This window comes from Phenylobacterium sp. (assembly GCF_046291545.1).
In the GTDB taxonomy this organism is placed as follows: domain Bacteria; phylum Pseudomonadota; class Alphaproteobacteria; order Caulobacterales; family Caulobacteraceae; genus Phenylobacterium.
The window spans coordinates 1-18272 of record NZ_JBKBSM010000018.1 but is presented as its reverse complement, the minus strand read 5'-3'; the positions used below and the strand labels follow the sequence as shown (position 1 = coordinate 18272).

The 18272-nt window shown below is 72.4% G+C and carries 14 protein-coding genes; 9 read left to right on the top strand and 5 right to left on the bottom strand.

Features of this window, described 5'->3' with window-relative positions:
• The first annotated feature begins 107 nt into the window (after positions 1–107).
• From ACK4YQ_RS18815 to ACK4YQ_RS18805, 3 genes are read left to right on the top strand one after another with little or no spacing between them, the layout of a single operon-like run.
• Positions 108–1460 carry an amidohydrolase family protein gene (locus ACK4YQ_RS18815; protein WP_409613613.1) on the top strand — a complete coding sequence of 451 codons (1353 nt, stop codon included), beginning with the start codon at positions 108–110 and terminating at the stop codon, positions 1458–1460.
• A gap of 32 nt (positions 1461–1492) precedes the next feature.
• Entirely contained in the window at positions 1493–2659 is a 1167-nt protein-coding gene (locus tag ACK4YQ_RS18810) for a dipeptidase (protein ID WP_409613610.1), read from the top strand.
• A 3-nt stretch (positions 2660–2662) separates the two neighbouring features.
• Positions 2663–3646, top strand: a complete 984-nt coding sequence (locus tag ACK4YQ_RS18805; RefSeq protein WP_409613607.1) for an ornithine cyclodeaminase family protein — start codon at positions 2663–2665, stop codon at positions 3644–3646.
• Between the two features lie 33 nt (positions 3647–3679).
• On the opposite strand, the gene ACK4YQ_RS18800 is transcribed toward ACK4YQ_RS18805, so the two are convergent.
• Positions 3680–4498, bottom strand: coding sequence for a hypothetical protein (locus tag ACK4YQ_RS18800; protein ID WP_409613604.1), 819 nt, complete (start codon positions 4496–4498; stop codon positions 3680–3682).
• A 364-nt stretch (positions 4499–4862) separates the two neighbouring features.
• Between ACK4YQ_RS18800 and ACK4YQ_RS18795 the strand changes: the two genes are divergently transcribed.
• The 3 genes from ACK4YQ_RS18795 to ACK4YQ_RS18785 all read left to right on the top strand — a co-directional run bounded on the left by ACK4YQ_RS18795 (position 4863) and on the right by ACK4YQ_RS18785 (position 8314).
• Positions 4863–7334 carry a TonB-dependent receptor gene (locus ACK4YQ_RS18795; RefSeq protein WP_409613601.1) on the top strand — a complete coding sequence of 824 codons (2472 nt, stop codon included), beginning with the start codon at positions 4863–4865 and terminating at the stop codon, positions 7332–7334.
• Positions 7335–7752: 418 nt separating this feature from the next.
• On the top strand, positions 7753–8079 hold the full coding sequence (locus ACK4YQ_RS18790) for a hypothetical protein (protein WP_409613598.1): 327 nt from the start codon (positions 7753–7755) through the stop codon (positions 8077–8079).
• Positions 8072–8314 carry a hypothetical protein gene (locus tag ACK4YQ_RS18785; protein WP_409613595.1) on the top strand — a complete coding sequence of 81 codons (243 nt, stop codon included), beginning with the start codon at positions 8072–8074 and terminating at the stop codon, positions 8312–8314. The genes ACK4YQ_RS18790 and ACK4YQ_RS18785 overlap by 8 nt, the downstream gene beginning before the upstream one ends.
• A 6-nt stretch (positions 8315–8320) precedes the next feature.
• Here ACK4YQ_RS18785 and ACK4YQ_RS18780 read toward each other — a convergent pair whose 3' ends face one another.
• Both ACK4YQ_RS18780 and ACK4YQ_RS18775 read right to left on the bottom strand, forming a co-directional pair.
• A complete protein-coding gene (locus tag ACK4YQ_RS18780; protein WP_409613592.1) occupies positions 8321–9688 on the bottom strand; it encodes an ATP-binding protein in 1368 nt (455 codons plus the stop codon).
• A gap of 13 nt (positions 9689–9701) precedes the next feature.
• Positions 9702–10436, bottom strand: coding sequence for a response regulator (locus ACK4YQ_RS18775; protein ID WP_409613589.1), 735 nt, complete (start codon positions 10434–10436; stop codon positions 9702–9704).
• Positions 10437–10616: 180 nt separating this feature from the next.
• Here ACK4YQ_RS18775 and ACK4YQ_RS18770 point away from each other — a divergent pair, with 180 nt between their 5' ends.
• Genes ACK4YQ_RS18770 through ACK4YQ_RS18760 form a run of 3 tightly spaced genes read left to right on the top strand, consistent with a single transcriptional unit; the run spans position 10617 to position 15189 of the window.
• The gene (locus ACK4YQ_RS18770; RefSeq protein ID WP_409613586.1) at positions 10617–11837 is read left to right on the top strand and encodes an efflux RND transporter periplasmic adaptor subunit; all 1221 of its coding nucleotides are present in this window, start codon (positions 10617–10619) and stop codon (positions 11835–11837) included.
• Positions 11838–11839: 2 nt separating this feature from the next.
• A complete protein-coding gene (locus ACK4YQ_RS18765; RefSeq protein ID WP_409613583.1) occupies positions 11840–13804 on the top strand; it encodes a MacB family efflux pump subunit in 1965 nt (654 codons plus the stop codon).
• Positions 13804–15189 (top strand): efflux transporter outer membrane subunit, encoded by a 1386-nt coding sequence (locus ACK4YQ_RS18760; protein WP_409613580.1) that lies wholly within the window; start codon positions 13804–13806, stop codon positions 15187–15189. The genes ACK4YQ_RS18765 and ACK4YQ_RS18760 overlap by 1 nt, the downstream gene beginning before the upstream one ends.
• Before the next feature lie 6 nt (positions 15190–15195).
• Here ACK4YQ_RS18760 and ACK4YQ_RS18755 read toward each other — a convergent pair whose 3' ends face one another.
• Positions 15196–16386, bottom strand: a complete 1191-nt coding sequence (locus ACK4YQ_RS18755) for a lipocalin-like domain-containing protein (protein WP_409613578.1) — start codon at positions 16384–16386, stop codon at positions 15196–15198.
• Positions 16386–18272 (bottom strand): FtsX-like permease family protein (locus ACK4YQ_RS18750; RefSeq protein WP_409613576.1); only part of this gene is annotated, 1887 nt, incomplete at its 5' end. The genes ACK4YQ_RS18755 and ACK4YQ_RS18750, both read right to left, overlap by 1 nt.

The window sequence follows — 18272 nt, the reverse complement described above, 5'->3', positions numbered from 1 at the left end:
CCTGCTTTGCTTTGGTGAATGCGTCGTGTTCCGTGCGAAAGTTGTCCAACCGACAGATTCGGAACTTGGCCGTAACAGCGGCGGCATTCCCAGTATAAAGGCTCGTCATGAAGTTACTGCGTGTGGCGTTTCTCGCGCTGGTTGTCATCTGGCCCGGCGCCACAGCGGCGAGCGCGGACGGCCCCGGGGGCGAGGTGGTGGTCTATCGGGGCGCCATCCTGATCGACGGCACGGGCGCGCCGCCGCGGCCGGACATGGACATCGTCGTCGAGGGTGAGCGCATCGCCGCGGTGCGGCCGGCCGGACAGCCGGCGCCGGCCCAGGCCAGGGTCGTCGACGCGTCGGGGCTCTACGTGCTGCCAGGGCTGATCGACGACCACGTGCACATGGCCACGCCGCCGGATGCGGCCCAGGCGCGGGGCGTGCTTCGCCGGCAGCTCTACAGCGGCGTGACCGCGGTGCGCGACATGGCCGACGACCTGCGCTCGGTGGCCGAACTGGCGCGGGAGGCGCGGACGGGCGAGATCCCGGCGCCTGACATCCACTTCGCCGCCCTGATGGCGGGGCCTAGCTTCTTCGACGATCCGCGCACCGGCGCGGCCGCCCAGGGCTACGCGCCCGGAACCGCGCCGTGGATGCAGGCGGTGACGCCCGAGACCGACATGCCGCTGGCCATCGCCATGGCCCGCGGCACGGGGGCGGACGCGGTGAAGATCTACGCCAACCTGGACGGGGCCATGGTGCGCCGCATCGCCGAGGAGGCGCATCGCCAGGGCCTGAAGGTGTGGAGCCACGGCATGGTGTTCCCGGCGACGCCGCAGGAGGTGCTGGACGCCCGGCCCGACGTCGTCTCCCACACCTGCTATCTGGCCTATCAGCTCAACGCGAAGAAGCCGGGAAGCTACCAGGACCCGACGCCGGTCGAGGGCGCGGCCTTCGCGAACGGCGTCCCTCCGCAGATGAGCGCGATCTTCGCGCGGATGAAGGCCGAGGGCGTGATCCTGGACGCGACCACGCGGGTCTATGTGGAAGCCGAGGAGGCCCACGCCCGCACCGGCAAGGGCCGGCCGCCCCGCTGCGCCTCGACGCTCGGGTTCGAGCTGACGGCCCAGGCCTACCGCGCCGGGGTCCAGATCGCCGCCGGCACCGACGGGGAGACGGACTGGCGCGAGCCCTATCCGTCCCTGCACGAGGAACTGGAGCTGCTGTCGAGGAAGGTCGGCATGCCGAACCTGGAGGTGATCCGCTCGGCGACGCAGATCGGCGCCCGCGCCATGGGCCAGGAGGCGCAGATGGGGACCGTCGAGCCCGGAAAGCTGGCCAATCTGGTGTTCGTGAAGGCCGACCCGGTGGCGGACATCGCCAATCTGCGCACGGTGGCCTTCACCGTGAAGCGCGGCGCCGTCTACAAGCGCGAGGCGTACCGGCCGATCACCGCCGAGGAGGGCGAGCGGCCCTGAAGCGAGCGGCCCTTAAGACCGAAGGGGGAGCGATGAAGCCCAACGACCTGGACCGGCGCCGCCTGCTGGCGCTCGCCGCCGCCGCCGCGCCCGCGCTGGCCGCGGCGCCCGCCGCCCGGGCCGCGGCGAGCGAGTGGAAGGACGCGATCATCGTCGACGCCCTGGGCGGCCTGGACGACCCCAACATCCCCTCGAGCGACGGCTCGGGCCTGGGCGAGGCGGGGCCGCGGCGGCGGCGGGTGCTGTCGAAGCGGGTGCTGGACGACGCCCGCGCCTCCGGCGTGACGGCGATCAACTGCACCCTGGGCTATGTGGCCGGCCCCGCCGAGCCGTTCGAGGCGACGGTTTCCGACATCGCCCTCTATGACCGGATGATCGCCGACCACCCCGGCCATCTTCTGAAGGTGACCCGGGCGGCCGACATCGTGAGCGCCAAGCAGGCGGGCAAGGTCGGCCTGATCTACGGCTTCCAGAACGCGGCCATGGTCGGCGACAACCTGGACCGCATCGACATGTTCGCCGACCTGGGCGTCCGCGTCGTCCAGCTCACCTACAATCCGGCCAACCAGATCGGCGACGGCTCCACGGCGCCGCAGAACCGGGGTCTGACCCCCTTCGGCCGCCAGGTGGTGGAGCGGCTGAACGCCAACCGGCTGATGGTCGACCTGTCGCACAGCGGCCAGGCCACCTGCCTGGAGGCGGCGCGGGCGTCGGCCCAGCCGATCTCGATCAACCACACCGGCTGCCGCGCCCTGGTGGACCTGCCGCGCAACAAGACCGACGAGGAGCTGCGCCTGGTGGCCGACAAGGGCGGTTTCGTCGGCATCTACTTCATGCCCTTCCTGCACAAGGACGGCTATGTGACCGGCGACGACGTGGTCGCCCACATCGAGCACGCGGTGCAGGTGTGCGGCGAGGATCACGTGGGCCTGGGCACCGACGGGGTGATCACCAAGGTGGACGACCTGGACGCCTATCGCGCGGCGGTGGCCAAGGAGGTGGCGGCGCGCAAGGCGGCGGGGATCGGCGCGCCGGGCGAGAAGGCCGACATCCTGAAGTTCGCCATCGACCTGCGCGGGCCCACGCAGTTCCACGACCTGGCCGACCGGCTGAAGGCCAGGGGCCATTCGACGGCGCGGGTCGAGAAGATCCTGGGGCGCAACTTCCTGCGCTACGCCGCCGACGTCTGGGGCGGCTGAGGCGTGGACGGCCTGCTGGTCATCGGCCGCGAGGAAGTGCGGGCGCGCCTCACCTACGAGGTCTGCATCCCGATCGTGCGCGAGGCGATGATCGCCCTGTCGCAGGGGCGCACCCGGCAACTGCTGCGCGGGATCATCGACCTGGAGGCGGGCGGAGCGTTCGGGGTGATGCCGGGCGCGATGGGGCCGGGGGAAACCTTCGGCGCCAAGCTGATCAGCGTGTTTCCCGAGAACTTCGCCAAGGGGCTGCAGTCGCACCAGGGCGTGGTGGTGGTGTTCGATCCCGAGAGCGGGGCGCCGGCGGCGGTGCTGCACGCCGGGGAGATCACCGCCATCCGCACGGCGGCGGCCTCGGCGGTGGCCACCGACGCCCTGGCGCGGCGCGAGGCGAGCCGGCTGGCGGTGCTCGGCTATGGCGAACAGGCCCGCAGCCACATCGCCGCGATCGCCCAGGTGAGGGCGCTGAGCCAGGTGGTGGTGTGGGGACGCTCGCCCGAGCGGGCGCGGGCCTTCGCCGAGGCGGCGGGGCGCGAGCTGGAGCTGCCGATCCGCGCCGCGCCGAGCGCGCGCGAGGCGGTGGCCGGGGCGGACATCGTCTGCACGGTCACGGCGGCCAGCGAGCCGGTGCTGCTGGGCGAGTGGCTGGACGCGGGAGTCCACGTGAACCTCGTCGGCTCGAGCCGGCCGGGCCCTGTGGAGGTGGACGATGCGCTGGTGGTCCGCGCCCGGGTGTTCGCCGACCACCGGGCTTCGGTCCTGGCGCAGGGGGCGGAGATCCTGCGGGCCAAGGCCGCGGGCCTGATCGGCGACGACCATGTGTTGGGCGAGATCGGCCAGGTGCTGGACGAAAGCCTGCCCGGCCGGCGCACGGCCGAGGAGGTGACGGTCTACAAGTCCCTGGGCAGCATCGTCCAGGACCTCTCCAGCGCCTGGGCGCTCTACCAGCAGGCCCTGGCGGCCGGAGCGGGGGTGCGCGCGCCGTTCTAAGGGGGCGCGGGCGCGGGCGGTGTCAGGCCTTGGTCAGGGCGCAAGGCGCAGGCGGGCGGCGACCGCGGCCGGCTCGAGCGTGCTGTCGAGGAGGCGCCAGGCGCGTGCGCCCTCGGCCGATGGGGCGACCAGCAGGGCGGCGTCGGCGTCGAAGGCCGGCGGTCCGGCGGACCAGAGGCTTGCGCCCTCCAGCCAGGGGCAGGTGCTGAGCGTCACCGTCCAGGGCGCGCCGGCGCCCTCGATGCGGCCATAGGCGATCGGCATGTCCAGGAGCGCGCGGGCGCCCGCGCGGTCGCCGGCCGCGAGGCGCTCGGCCACCGCGGCGTGGAGCGTGGGGCCGGGCGGCGCGCTCGGTCGCCCCAGCACCGACAGGAAGCAGTCGCCGGCGACGACGAGCAGGCCGCGGCAGCCGGGGGCCGCATCGTCGGCGGCCAGGCCGAAGGCCAGGCGCTCGCCGCGGCTTTCCGGCTGCAGGCGCCAGATCTCCTCGTAGCCGACGTGGAGGCCCCGCTCGACGAGGACGTCGGCGTCCAGCTCCCAGTACCCCTCGTCCGGCCATGCCCCCGGCGGCTGGTAGTCGAGGTCGCGCCGCCAGCTCAGGACCCGGGGCCCGGCGGTCAGCTCGCCGGCGAAGCCCTCCTGGGCGGCGAGGGCGATGAGCTCGTCGTCGGAACAGGCCTCCAAGCCGGGCGTGGGGCGGACGGGACGGCCGGCGGGCACACGGATGTCGGCGTACCAGCTTCGGGTCTGCAGCCAGAAGACCCGGGTGGTGTCGTCGCGGGCGCCGTCCGGCGTGGTGATCGCCTCCCGCCGCCAGACGCCGGTGAAGCGGGGATCGACGTGCGAGCTCACGGACGGCCTCCTGGATCGGCCGGCCATGGACCAGGGCGGGGCCGGATGGCAAGGGCGCCTGGCCGATCGGGGCGGCTGCAAGAGCCGACTGACGCGCGGCGGGCAGGCCTCGCCCTGGCGTCGGGCGCCGCTCCGTCGGCTGACGTCCAGGTTACAGAGCGCCGATATGTTGAGAAGATGCTGCGCGCAACGTTAACTGAGGGGGGCGAATGCTTACATAAGTACAGTAATGCCCATGATGGTGAAGCAATGTGGGCGGCGAATATACAATAATTGTCACGCATCCTTTGTTGATGGCGCCTATACACGGGCGGCTCTGGGGTCGGAATGAAGGCATTCACCCAGATCTCGAAGGGGATATTCGATGATCAACAGGAAACTTGCGGCCCTGGCGTCGACGACGCTGGCCAGCATGCTGGCAGCCGGCGCGGCCTACGCCCAATCGACCGGCACCGCCGAAGTCGAGGAACTGATCGTCACCGGCGCCGCGGGGCCCGCGACGATCGACGGGGCGATGGTGGCCGAAACCGCGCCCAAGTCGCGCTACACCATCACCCAGGAGTTCATCGCCCGCCAGGCGGACGGCCAGACCGTGCTGCAGACCCTAAACCTGGTTCCGGGGCTGGTGTTCATGAACAACGACCCCTACGGCTCGAGCGGCGGCTCCACCCGCCTGCACGGGCAGGACAGCGCGCACATCGGGCTGCTGATCGACGGCGTGCCGCTGAACGACGCCGGCAACTACGCCGGCTATTCGAACCAGCAGTCCGATCCGGAGGTCATCGAGCAGGCCAACGTCAACACCGGCTCCACCGACGCCGACACGGTCACGGCCTCGTCGACGGCCGGGGTGATCCAGTACACGACGCTGAAGGCGACGCGCGAGCGCGGGATCACCGCCAAGGCCGCCCTGGGAACCGACAACTACCACCGCTTCTTCGTGCTGGGTCAGACCGGCGAGTTCGGCCCCTATGGCGCCCGCGCCTGGGTCTCGGCGAGCTATCAGAACTATGACAAGTTCAAGGGCCTGGGCGACCTGACCAAGAAGCAGTTCAACGCCCGTGTCGAACAGGACCTGGCCAAGGAGGGCGACTTCATCGCCCTGAACCTGCAGTACAACGAGAACCGCAACACCTTCTACTATCAGCCCTACCTGGGCACGGCGACCGGCTCGATCGCCAGCGAGGTCAGCCAGTACGGCTGGGACGTGGACTACAATACCGCCTGGACCCAGCCGACGGCGGTGGCGGGGTCGGCCGACACCGTGCCGAGCGGAAATTCCTCGACCTTCCTCGGCTACTACGGCCTGCGGGTGAACCCCTCGAACACGGGCACGATCCGGGGCCAGGGGCGCTTCACCCTGCTGCCGAACCTGAAGCTGACGGTCGATCCCTCGTTCAATTACACCCTGGCCAACGGCGGCGGCTCGACCAACATGAGCGAGACCGGCTTCCAACTGGTCGGCGCCTCCGGCGCGGGCGTCGACCTGAACGGCGACGGCGACACGCGCGATACGGTTCAGATCTATTCCCCCAGCAACACCAATACGCGCCGGTACGGGCTCAACTCCTCGCTGATCTGGGACATGAGCGAGCATCACCGCCTGCGCGTGGCGTTCGCCTACGACGAGGGCCACACCCGGCAGACCGGGGAATACAGCCTGATCGAGGGGGGCTATCCGAGCGACGTGTTCAGCGGCAAGGACGGCTACGGCGAGGCGATCCTCAGCGCCGACGGCGCGGTGGCCCAGAAGCGGGACCGGCTGAGCGTCGCCACGTTCAAGCAGTGGAGCCTGGAGTACCGCGGCGAGTTCCTCGGCGACAGGCTGGTGGCGAACCTCGGCGTGCGCCTGCCCACCCTCGACCGCGAGCTGCACCAGTACTGCTACTCGCAGGCGGGATCCTCGAACGGATACTGCACGACCCGCGCGCCCACCACCACGGCCGCCCTGGCCGACGGAGCGGTGGCCCAGGCGGTGACCTTCGGAACCTCCACGACCAAGTACTTCACCCCGTTCGACGCCCAGCGCAGCTACGACGACGTGCTGCCGAACGTGGGCCTGTCCTACCGGATGGCCGACGCGCACACGGTGTTCGCCAACTATTCGGAACAGATGTCCGCGCCCAAGGTGGACAACCTCTACACCCTGACCAGCACCGGCGCGCTGGGCGCCGCCGAACCGGAGACCGGCCGGACGGTGGAGGTGGGCTACCGCTATCGCACGCCGCGCGTGATGGCCTCGGCCAGCGTCTACCAGACCGACATCGACAACCGCATCGTCAGCACCCGCGACCCGACCGACGACACCTACATCGACCGCAACGTCGGCGCGGTGAAGATCAAGGGCGCCGACGCCCAGGTGCAGGCGCAGTTCACCGAGGCCTTCGCCGGCTACCTCTCGGCGTCCTACACGGACGCCAAGCTCCAGGAGGACCTCTTCATCTCCACGGCCCTCGGCTATGCGCCGACCAAGGGCAAGCAGGTCGTCGAGACCCCGGAATGGACCTTCGCCGGGCGACTGACCTACGACGTGGGGCCTTGGGGGCTCGGCCTGCAGGCCAAGTACGTGGGCGAGCGCTGGGCCACCGACGTCAACGACCTGAAGGTCGACGCCTTCACCGTCGTGGACCTGGACGTGCGCTACGACCTAGCGGCGCTCGGCTGGAAGAACAGCTACGTCCAGCTCAACGTCACCAACCTGTTCGACGAGCGCTACTACAGCGTGCTGAGCGGCACCTCGACGAGCGCCACGCCGGGCGCGGCCGGCTATTCGCAGCCCTACGCCTACGTCGGGGCGCCGCGGGCGGCCGTGGTGAGCCTGAAGACCTCGTTCTGAGCGGGAAGACGACGGCCATTTTGGGGCGGCTCGGCAACGGGCCGCCCCTTCGTTCGCCGCAGGGCGGGAGCCCCGGGGACGGGCCGTCCTCGCGGCCGGCGGCCCTCTTGAGGTTTCCAAGCCGGCGCGCATGCGCTATGGCGGGGCGTCGCAATCATCCAGGCTGACCATGTCCGCCGTCGCCGGCCACCTTCGCGTTTCCGCCGCCGCTTCCGAGCGAGCGGACGCGCGCGCCTGCGCGACCGCCATGACCATGACCAAAATGATTACCCCCTCCATCGCCGGAACGGGACGAACGCGCGCGACCTGACACATCGCCGGCGGATCGCAAGATCAGGAACCCCGCTCCGACCAGGACGCGGGGTTTTTTGTTGCGCGCCCGCCGGATCCCCAACCCTCAACCCCCAAGGATCCAGCCATGCCGTCCAATCCAGATTCCGTCCTAGATCCCGCCGCCGTCGCCCAGGCGGTCGGCCGCTTCGCCCGCGCGCTCGGCGCCCAAGCCTGCGAGCGCCTGGAGGCGACCCTGTTCGCGCACGGCGCCGTCGCGCGCCTGTTCACCCTGGAGGACGCGGTGGCCCGCGCCTGGCCGGGAGAGGTGGCCAAGGAGCTCGTCTGGTCGCGGGAGGACCTGCACGGGCGCCCGGAGCTGCGCCTGCGCGCCTTCGACGCCGCGGGCGTGCTTCTGGCCCAGGAGAGCTATCCGGTGTCCCCGCTCAAACCGGCGGGGGCGCCCCGTGGATGAGGCGGCCAGGTTCCGCTTCGTGGTCGAGAGCGATCCGGCCGACGACGCCCTGGTGCGGCTCCTGGCGCCGTTCATGGTGCAGCAGGCCGCCGTGGAGGCCGTGGAGCACACCGCCAGCGAGGCCGCGGCGCGCACGGTGATCCGCGCCTCGCGCCTGGCCCGGCGCCGGGCCGAGACCCTGGCGCGGCGGCTGGAAGCCCTGCCGTTCGTGCGTTCGGTGGGGTTCGGCTGGTGAGGCGGTTCAGGCCCGGCGCAGGGTGAGCACGGCCTCGAGGCCGCCCTCGGGATGATTGCGCAGGCGAAGGGCGCCGCCGTTCCGCTCGGCCAGGGCGCGGGCGATCGTCAGGCCCAGGCCCGAGCCGCCGGTCTCGCGCGAGCGGGATTCCTCGAGCCGCACGAAGGGGTCGAACACCGCCTCTAGTTGGTCGTCCGGAAGCCCCGGCCCATGGTCGCGGACCCGCACCTCAACCTCCGCGCCGCGCTGGGCGGCGGAAATCTCGGCGTCGCCGCCGTGGCGCGTGGCGTTGTCCACCAGGTTGGCGATGCACCGGCGAAGCGCCTGCGGTCGGGCCCGCACGTCGACGCCGACGCCCTGGACCAGGACTGCGCGCTCCCCCGCCTCGACCGCGTCGTCGACCAGGCTTTCCAGCAGGGAATCGAGGTCGACCGCGGCGAAGGCCTCCAGCGTCTCCTGGCTGCGGGCCAGGTCCAGGCCTTCGCGGACCATGTCCTGCATGGCCGCCAGATCGGCCACAAGGCGGGCCCTGAGCGCCGGATCGGCGACCTTTTCCAGGCGCAGGCGCAGGCGGGTGAGCGGGGTCTGCAGGTCGTGGGTGATCGCCGCCAGCATCTGTGTGCGCGCGGCGACGTGGCCCTGGAGCTTGGTCTGCATGAGGTTGAAGGCCCGGGCGGCGGCGGCGACCTCGGCGGGGCCGGTCTCGGGCAGGGGCGGCCGGTCGAGGTCGCGGCCGAGCTCGCCGGCGGCCTCGGCCAGCCCGCGCAGGGGCGCGGCGGCCATGCGCGCGACCACCAGGGCCATCACCCCGACGCCGAGGGCGAGGATCGCCAGGTAGACCGGATCGAAGGCGCGATTCTCGCCGACCAGGCGCGGCGGGGTGTCGACGGCGAGCCGGACGCTTGCGCCGTCGTCGAGGACCACCGTCACCAGCCAGCATTGCGGCGGCTCGACGCCCGGCGGCAGGTCGTTGCGGTCGGGCCCGCCGGGTTCGCTGCGGCGGCGGGGGCGATGGCAGCTTTCGAAGTCGGCCTTGTCGGCGCGCGGCGCGGCGCGGGGGCCGAGGCGTTCGGCCAGCAGGGCGGTGAAAGCCGGGTCCGGCGCGACCGGCTGGGCGCCCGCAAGGGCCGGCCGCACCCAGCGGGCCCCGCGCACGGCCAGGCGCTCGCGCATGGGCCCGGAGGCGCCGTTCAGGAGGGTGACGAAGTCCTGGGTGCGGTCGGCGGCCCGCTCCAGGTGCAGGCGGTCGAGGTCGGCGCGCCGCTTGGCGTCGGCGAGGGTGAGGGCCAGGGACGCCGCCACCGCCACCCCAAGGAGCGAGACCAGGAAGATGCGCCCCGCCATGGAGGCGAAGAAGGCGGCGACGCGTTTCATCCGAATGGCCCGGTCATTCGAAGTCCACGGGCGAGGCCAGGACATAGCCCTGGTTGCGCACGGTCTTGATGAGGCCAGGCGCGCGGGAATCGTCGCCGAGCTTGTGGCGGAGCCGGCTGACCTGCAGGTCCACGGCCCGGTCCAGGGCCTCGCCGGGCTTGACGTCGGCCAGGGCGAGGAGCTGCTCGCGGTTCAGCACCTTGTTGGCGTGCTCGACGAAGATGCGCATCATCCGGAACTCGGCGCCCGAGAGCATCACCACGCGCCCGCCCGGGCCCTCCAGCTGGCGGCGCTCGAAGTCGAGGGTCCAGGCGCCGAAGCGGGCGCGCTTGGCGGCCAGAGGCTCCAGGTTCGCGGGCAGGGCGTTGGCGCGGCGCAGGACGCTGCGGATGCGGGCGAGAAGCTCGCGCGGCTCAAACGGCTTGGGCAGGTAGTCGTCCGCCCCCATCTCGAGGCCGAGGATGCGGTCGATCGGCTCGCCGCGGGCGGTGAGCATGATGATCGGGGTGGCGGACCTGGCGCGGACCTCCCGGCAGAGGGTCAGGCCGTCCTCGCGCGGCAGGTTCAGGTCCAGGACGATCAGGTCGATCCCGCCGGAGGCGAGGACGCGGCGCATCTCCGCGCCGTCGGCGGCGGTGGAGACGGCGTAGCCGGCGTCGGAGAGCTGTTCGGCCACGAGCTGACGGATGTCGCGGTCGTCGTCGACGATCAGGAGGTGCGCTTCTGCGGAATCCATGACGCCGATCATGGCGGCAATCCCTTCGTTCCGCTCAGTTTTGTTGTGTCGAAAGCACCCCGGCGCCCGGTCTCGACACATTGCGACACAACTCCGGCCGGGCTGGACACAGAGCGACAAGCACCCGCCGTCTGGCCGCCACAGCCTGCGTCCAGTCAGGACTCCTGAACGATCATCGCCTCCGCTGGACCCATGAAGCTCGACAAGCGCAAAGCCCTCCTGATCGGCCTGGCCGTCGTCCTCGCCCTCGCCGCGGCGTGGGGCGTGAAGGCCGTCTTCTTCTCCGGCCCGAAGGCGCCGGCCATGGCGACGGCCGTGGCGGCCCGTGGAGACGTGGAGAAGACCGTGCTCGCCACCGGCTCCCTCGAGCCCGTAACCCTGGTCAGCGTCGGCGCCCAGGTGTCCGGCCAGGTGACGTCGCTGAAGGTCGAGCTTGGCCAGGAGGTCAAGAAGGGCGAGCTGATCGCCGAGATCGACTCCGCGCCACAGAAGAACTCGCTGCGGACGGCGGAGGCCTCGGCGGCCAACTACCGCGCCCAGCGGCTCGAGGTGCAGGCCAATCTCGCCCAGGCCGAACTGGCGTTCGCACGCCAGGCGCAGATGCTGAAGGCCGACGCCACCTCCCAGGCCGAATACGAGACCGCCGAGGCGGCGGCCAAGGCGGCCCACGCCCAGCTCGCGGCCCTGAACGCCCAGATCGCCAGCGCCGACGTGGCCGTGGAGACCGCCCGCATCAACCTCGGCTACACCCAGATCCGCGCGCCGATCGACGGCACGGTGGTCGCCATCGTCACCAAGGAAGGCCAGACGGTGAACGCCAACCAGTCGGCCCCGACCATCGTCAAGCTCGCCGACCTGAAGACCATGACTGTGAAGGCCGAGATCTCCGAGGCCGACGTGATCAAGGTGAAGCCGGGCCAGCAGGTCTATTTCACCATCCTGGGCGATCCGGACACCCGCTACTACGCCAAGCTGCGGGCGGTCGAACCGGCGCCGGAATCGATCGAGAGCGAGGACAGCTCGTCCAGCTCGACCAGTTCTTCCTCCGAGGCGATCTACTACAACGCGCTGTTCGACGTGCCGAACGCCGAGGGCCGCCTGCGCACCTACATGACCGCCCAGGTCTATGTGGTGCTGGCCAAGGCCGAGGGCGTGCTGACGGTCCCTTCCGCGGCGCTGGGCGACAAGACCCGCGACGGCGGCTACCGCGTGATGGTGGTGGGCGAGGACGGCAAGCCCGAGCCCCGGCGCGTCGAGGTGGGCGTCGACGACGGCACCAACGCCCAGGTGCTGTCCGGGCTGAAGGCCGGCGACAAGGTGGTGCTGGCCCAGGCGCCGGCGGGCGGCGAAGCGGCCGCGGCCGGCAATGGCGGCGGGAGCCGCCGCGGTCCTCCCGGTCCGTTCGGGTTCTGACCATGGCCGCGCCCCTCATCGAGCTGAAGGACCTTCGCAAGTCCTTCCCGGCCGGCGACAGCGACCTGGTGGTGCTGAAGGACCTGGACCTGACCATCGAGGCCGGGGAGATGGTCGCCATCATGGGCGCTTCGGGTTCGGGCAAGTCGACCCTGATGAACATCCTGGGGTGCCTGGACCGGCCGACCTCGGGCTCCTACCGGGTGGCCGGGGTGGACGTCTCGGGCCTGTCGCCGGACGAACTGGCCGCCCTGCGGCGGGAGCGCTTCGGCTTCATCTTCCAGCGCTATCACCTGCTGTCGGACCTGACCGCCACGGCCAACGTCGAGACGCCGGCGATCTACGCCGGGATGACGGCCGAAGCCCGGCGCGAGCGCGCCCAGAGCCTGCTCCGGCGCCTGGGGCTGGGCGAGCGGCTGGGGCATCGGCCCAACCAGCTCTCCGGCGGCCAGCAGCAGCGGGTGTCCATCGCCCGGGCCCTGATGAACGGCGGGGAGATCGTCCTGGCCGACGAGCCCACGGGCGCCCTGGACACCGTCAGCGGCGCGGAGGTCATGGCCATCCTGCGCGAGCTCAACGACGAGGGCCGCACGGTGATCATCGTCACCCACGAGCGCTCGGTGGCGGAGCAGTGCGACCGGATCATCGAAATCAGCGACGGGGTGGTCGTCGCCGACACGCGCCGCCCGGCGCGCAGCGAGGCGCCGTCCAAGGCCGAGGCGCTGGCGCCGGCCTATCGTCACGAGACGGCGCTGGAGGCCTGGCGCTCGCGCTTCACCGAAGCGTTCCGCATGGCGCTGCTGGCCATGAACGCCCACCGGCTGCGCACCTTCCTGACGATGCTCGGCATCATCATCGGCATCGCCTCGGTGGTGTCGGTGGTGGCGCTGGGCGAGGGCTCGCGCCGCCAGGTGCTGGCCAACATCAGCGCCATCGGCACCAACACCCTCGAGATCATGCCCGGGAAGGACTTCGGCGACATGCGCTCAGGGGCGGTGCGCACGCTGGTGGTCGGCGACGCCGACGCGCTGGCCAGGCAGCCCTATGTCGACAGCGTCACCCCCACGGTCCAGACCAGCGTCACCCTGCGCTTCGGCAACGTGGCCGCCAGCGGCCAGGCCAGCGGCGTAGGCGACCAGTACTTCCGCGTGCGCGGCATGAGCATCGCGCAGGGGCGGTTCTTCGACGCCGACAGCGTGAAGAGCTACGCTCAGGACGTGGTCATCGACGACAACACGCGCGAGACCCTGTTCAAGGACTTCAAGGGCAGCCCGGTGGGCCAGGTGATCCTGGTGGGCGCCACCCCCGCCCGCGTGATCGGGGTCGCGGCCAAGCAGGCCAACAGCTTCGGCGGCGGCGGCGAGAACCTTTCGGTCTATCTGCCCTACACCACGGTGCAGGCGCGGATGCTGGGGACCAGCACCCTGCGCAGCGTCACGGTGCGCGTCAGCGACGACACCGAAAGCGCGGTGGCCGAGGAGGGGGTGACCAGGCTCCTGACCCGCCGCCACGGCACCAAGGACTTCTTCATCATCAACACCGACCAGATCCGCCAGACCATCACCGCGACCACGGAGACCATGACCACCCTGATCGCGGCGATCGCGGTGATCTCCCTGGTGGTGGGCGGCATCGGGGTGATGAACATCATGCTGGTGTCGGTGACCGAGCGCACCGCCGAGATCGGCGTGCGCATGGCCGTCGGCGCGCGCCAGGGCGACATCCTCCAGCAGTTCCTGATCGAGGCGATCCTCGTGTGCCTGCTGGGCGGGGCGATCGGCGTGCTCGCCGCCCTGGCCTTCGGGGCGGTGTTCTCCACCTTCGGCAGCAGCTTCAAACTGGCCTATTCGGCGATGTCGATCCTCGCCGCCTTCGCCTGCTCAACCCTGATCGGGGTCGTGTTCGGCTTCCTGCCGGCGCGCAGCGCCGCGCGCCTCGACCCCGTCGCAGCCCTGGCCCGAGACTGATGCGCATCGTTCCCCGCTCCACCGCCCTGATCGCCCTGATCTCCGCCGCCGCGCTCGCCGGCTGCGCCTCCACCGCCACGCCCGAGGTGCAGGCCGCCGTCGGGTCGCTGCCCTCGACCTACGCCCACGGCGGCCAGGACGGGCCGGCCGCCGCGCCCGCGTCCGGCGACTGGTGGACGGCCTTCGGCGATCCGCGCCTGGACCGGGTGGTGGACAAGGCGCTGGCCAGCAACAACGACCTGGCCGCCGCCGCCATCCTGGTGCGCCGCGCCCAGCTTCAGGCGGGCCTGGCCGGGGACCAACTGCTGCCGCACCTGTCGGCGGACGGCTCGGCCTCGACCAGCCGGGCGGACGACGGCTCCGACAGCCGCGCGGCCAGCGCATCGGTGGGCGTCTCCTACGAGGCCGACCTGTTCGGCCGGCTGGGCGCCGAGCGCGACGCCGCCCGCTGGGAAGCCCGGGCGACGGCCGAGGACCTGGAAGCCACGCGCCTGGCGCTGGTGGGCGAAACCCTCGACCTCTACTGGACCCTCGGCTACCTGAACGCCCGCATCGCCAGCGCCGAGGACAGCGTCGCCTACAGCCGGCGGGTGCTGGCCCTGGTGGAGGTCCAGAAGGCCGCGGGCGCCGTCTCGGCGATCGAGCTCAACGAAGCGCGCCAGAGCGTGGAGAGCCAGGAGGCGGCCCTGAGCGCCCTGGTGCAGCAGCGGGTCGAGACCCGCAACGCCCTGGCCCTCTTGCTGGGCGGCGAGCCGTGGCCGCAGGACGACGAGCCGCAGGGGCTGGCGGAGGGGGCGCTGCCGGCGGTGGACGAGGGCGCGCCGGCCGAGCTGCTCGCACGTCGCCCGGACCTGCGCGCCGCCGAGCTGCGCCTGCGCGAAAGCCTTTCCTACGTCGATGCGGCGCGGGCGAGCTTCTATCCGCAGATCACGCTGACGGGGTCGGCCGGCGGCTCCAGCACGGCGCTGTCCAGCGTGCTCGCCGACCCGGTCTCCACCCTGGGGGTGGGCGTGAGCCTGCCGTTCCTCAACTGGAACCAGCTGTCGCTGAGCCTGAAGGTCTCCAGGGCCGACTACGAGAAGGCGGTGATCGACTTCCGCCAGTCGCTGCTCGCCGCCCTCACCGACGTGGACAACGCCCTGTCGGCCAAGACACAGCTCGACCTGCAGGGCGAGCGGCTGGCCGCGTCCTACGCGGCGGCGAGCCAGACGGCGCGGCTCTACGGCGTGCGCTACGAGGCGGGCTCGGTCGCCCTGCGCATCTGGCTCGACGCCCAGGAGGCCGAGCGCTCGGCCCTGACGGCGCTGCAGGAGAACCGGCTGAGCCGGCTGCAGAACCAGGCGATCCTCTACCAGGCCCTCGGCGGCGACCTGCCGGCGGCCTGACCGGCGCTACATCTTCAGGGCCGAGGCGTAGCCGGTCAGCTCCAGGTAGCCGCGGCCGCCTTGCGTTGCGACGGCGCCCTCCCAGTAGACCGGCCCGCCGGCGGCGCGGCTGTCGAGCTCCTGGTCGTCGAACAGCGGCTCGAGGGTGAAGCGGCGCGGGCCGTCCGGGGCGTCCACCTCGATCTGCTGGGCGACCGGATAGGCCGCGCCGGTGCGCGGCGAGCGCCAGACGCGCAGGGGGCGCAGGCGCACCTGGTCCGGGGCGAAGGTGGTCAGGGCACCGTCCGGCCCGCGCAGGGAGCCGCCGGCCCACACGGCGCGGCCCTCAGCGTCGCGCACCTGGAAGGCGGTGAGGGCCGAGCCGTCGTCGAGGTTGATCCCGGCCCAGTCCCAGCCGACGGCGCGGGAGTCCAGGAGGGTGGAGGACCATTCGCGGTCCATCCAGGCCTGGCCCGTGACCTCGCGTTCGCGCCCGTCGCGGGACACGCGGCCGCTCACCGCCAGGTGCGGGACGCTGTAGTAGTAGCTCGCCTGGGTCGGGCTCGGCCCCTTGCGGGAATAGCCGCCCTGGCCCTGCAGCAGCGGCGGCTGGGTGGGGGAAAGAACGAGATCCAGGTCGAACTCTTCGCCGCGGACGCGGGCGTGGAAGCGACCGTCGGCGCGGCGAACCAGCGACCAGTCGTTCAGCACCAGGTCCGCATCGCCGAGCCGCGCCTGGGCCAGGCCGAAGCCCTGGCGGGCGATGCGCTGGTCGTGCAGCAGCCGGCCGACCCTGGGATCGGACAGGGCCGCGTGGGCGAACAGGACCTGGCGGGGGGCGAAGGCGCTGGGGTTGCCCTCGCCGAGGCCCGTGCGCACGCGGAAGAAGGTCACCTGGAAGCCGAGGGGCGCGCCGCCGGCGGTCTCCAGCCAGCCGGTGAGGTACCACCACTCCAGCCGCCAGGCGGGATGGGCGCCGTGGTCGCGGGGGAAGCTGAACGGCGCGCCGGGGACGACGGACGGGAAGCTTGCGCCGTCCACCGGCGTCGCCGCGGTCGGGGGCCGCGCCTCGATCAGGCTCGGACCGGCGGCGGCCCGAGGGGCCGAGGGGGCGCTCGGGGGCGGCCCGGGCGCCGGGCGGAAGACGATCGCCGCGGCCAGGGCGACGGCGAGGACGAGCACCAGGGCCTGGAGCCAGGCGAAGCGGCGCGGGGTCATCACCAGTCCTCCCGCACCGCGCGCACCGCGTCGGCCGAAAGGGCCCGGCCGCCGGCGACCAGGGCCGCGCCCGCGGCGGCGACGACGAGGCTGAGGGCGACCAGCGCCAGCAGCGCCCAGGGCACGCGGGTCTGCATGGTCCAGTGGAAGGACTGCGGATTGACCACGTGGATCAGCACCTGGCTCATCACGAGGCCCAGGCCGACCCCCGCCACGCCCCCGATCGCCCCCAGCAGGGCGCCCTCCGCCGCCAGCATCCGCACGATCTGGCCGCGGGCCACGCCGACGTGGCGCAGCATGCCGAACTCCTTGGTGCGGGCCAGGGTCTGGGCCGAGATCGTGGCGGCCACGCCGGCGAGGCCGACCAGGATGGCGATCGCCTCCAGCAGGTAGGTCACCGCAAAGCTGCGGTCGAACAGCCCGAGGGCGAGTTCGCGCAACTGCCGCGGCCGGGCGAACTGCGCCCGTTCGGCGACGGCCGGCGGCAGAACGTCCCGGAGGGCCTGGGTGACCGCCTCGGGCCGCGCGCCGGCGTCCAGCTCGATGGAGGCCTCGGAGCGGGTGCGGTCGCCGGTGAGCCGTTCGTAGTCGGCGGCGTCCAGGGTGATCGCCCCGTTCTGGCGGGCGTAGTCGCGCCAGACCCCGGCCACCACCACGCCGGTGCGCCCGCCTGGGCCGATCGGCAGCTCCACCACGTCGCCCGGCGCCTTGCCGTACAGGCGCGAGAAGGGCTCGGAGACCCAGGCCGCGATCTTGCCCGGCGGCGGTTCGGCGACGCGCCCGACGAGGAGGGTCCGCCGCGCCTCGGCGCGCCAGGCGGCGGGACGGGCCACCAGCGCCACGGGCGGGCGATCGGGCGACAGGCGCAAGGGAAGGGTGCGGACGAACTCGACGGCGGCGACGCCCGGCGCGGCGGCCAGGCGCGCCTGGGCCTGCGGGTCCAGCCCGGGCGAGGTCTCGTCCAGGCGCATGTAGAGGTCGGCGGGCAGCACCTGGTCCAGCCAGTCGGCCACCGAGCCTCGGAAGCTGGCCACCATCACGGCCATGGCGATCATCAGGCTGGTGGAGGCGACCACGCCGGCCAGGGCGGTCGAGGCCTGGCTCGGGGCGCCCCACAGGCGACGGACCGCCAGGTCCAGGGGCGGAGCGGAAAGGCGCGCCCGCTGCAGCGGCGCCAGCAGGGTCCGCGCCAGCCATGGCATGGCGGCGACGCCGCCGGCCAGCAGCAGCGCCATCGAGGCGTAGCCGAACAGGGGCAGGCCGCCGACCGCCGGGGCGAAGGCCGCCGCGGCGCCCAGGGCCAGGGCGGCGAGGGCGAAGCGGGCGCGGGGGGCTTTGCGCGGGTCCACCGCATCGCCGAGGTTCTTCAGCGCTACGGCCGGCGGCGCGCCGGCCGCCTCCCGGGCGGGCACGAGGCTGCCGAGGATCGAGGCCGCCACGCCGAGCGCCAGGAAGACCCCGGCCGCGACGGGAGCGAAGACCAGTTCGGGCCGCTCGCCGCTGAAATAGCCGCCGCCGAGGTCGCCGCCGAAGACGCCGAGCGCCGCCCGGGCGAGGGCGAGGCCGAGACCGAGGCCCGCCGCGGCGCCGACGATCCCGACGACCGCCCCCTCGGCCGTCACCTGGGCCACGAGGCCGCGGCGGGTGGCGCCCAGGACCCGCAGGAGGGCGAACTGGGTGCGGCGGCGGGCGACCGACAGCGACTGCGCCGAATAGACAAGGAAGCCGCCGGTCAGAAGGGCGACCAGGGCCAGCATGTCGAGGTTCACCCGGTAGGCGCGGGAGAGGTTGTCGGAGACCCGCGCGTCGCTCTCGGCGTCCGCCACCTGGGCGTCGGCCGGCAGAAGGGCGGCGATCGCCCGGCGGACCCGGGCCGCGTCGGCGCC

Excerpts from the sequence above, each read along its gene's own strand:
- ACK4YQ_RS18815 (WP_409613613.1), top strand. The coding sequence starts at position 108 with ATGAAGTTACTGCGTGTGGCGTTTCTCGCGCTGGTTGTCATCTGGCCC.
- ACK4YQ_RS18755 (WP_409613578.1), bottom strand. The coding sequence starts at position 16,386 with ATGACCCCGCGCCGCTTCGCCTGGCTCCAGGCCCTGGTGCTCGTCCTC.
- ACK4YQ_RS18775 (WP_409613589.1), bottom strand. The coding sequence starts at position 10,436 with ATGATCGGCGTCATGGATTCCGCAGAAGCGCACCTCCTGATCGTCGAC.
- ACK4YQ_RS18765 (WP_409613583.1), top strand. The coding sequence starts at position 11,840 with ATGGCCGCGCCCCTCATCGAGCTGAAGGACCTTCGCAAGTCCTTCCCG.
- ACK4YQ_RS18795 (WP_409613601.1), top strand. The coding sequence starts at position 4,863 with ATGATCAACAGGAAACTTGCGGCCCTGGCGTCGACGACGCTGGCCAGC.
- ACK4YQ_RS18770 (WP_409613586.1), top strand. The coding sequence starts at position 10,617 with ATGAAGCTCGACAAGCGCAAAGCCCTCCTGATCGGCCTGGCCGTCGTC.
- ACK4YQ_RS18760 (WP_409613580.1), top strand. The coding sequence starts at position 13,804 with ATGCGCATCGTTCCCCGCTCCACCGCCCTGATCGCCCTGATCTCCGCC.
- ACK4YQ_RS18780 (WP_409613592.1), bottom strand. The coding sequence starts at position 9,688 with ATGAAACGCGTCGCCGCCTTCTTCGCCTCCATGGCGGGGCGCATCTTC.
- ACK4YQ_RS18790 (WP_409613598.1), top strand. The coding sequence starts at position 7,753 with ATGCCGTCCAATCCAGATTCCGTCCTAGATCCCGCCGCCGTCGCCCAG.
- ACK4YQ_RS18810 (WP_409613610.1), top strand. The coding sequence starts at position 1,493 with ATGAAGCCCAACGACCTGGACCGGCGCCGCCTGCTGGCGCTCGCCGCC.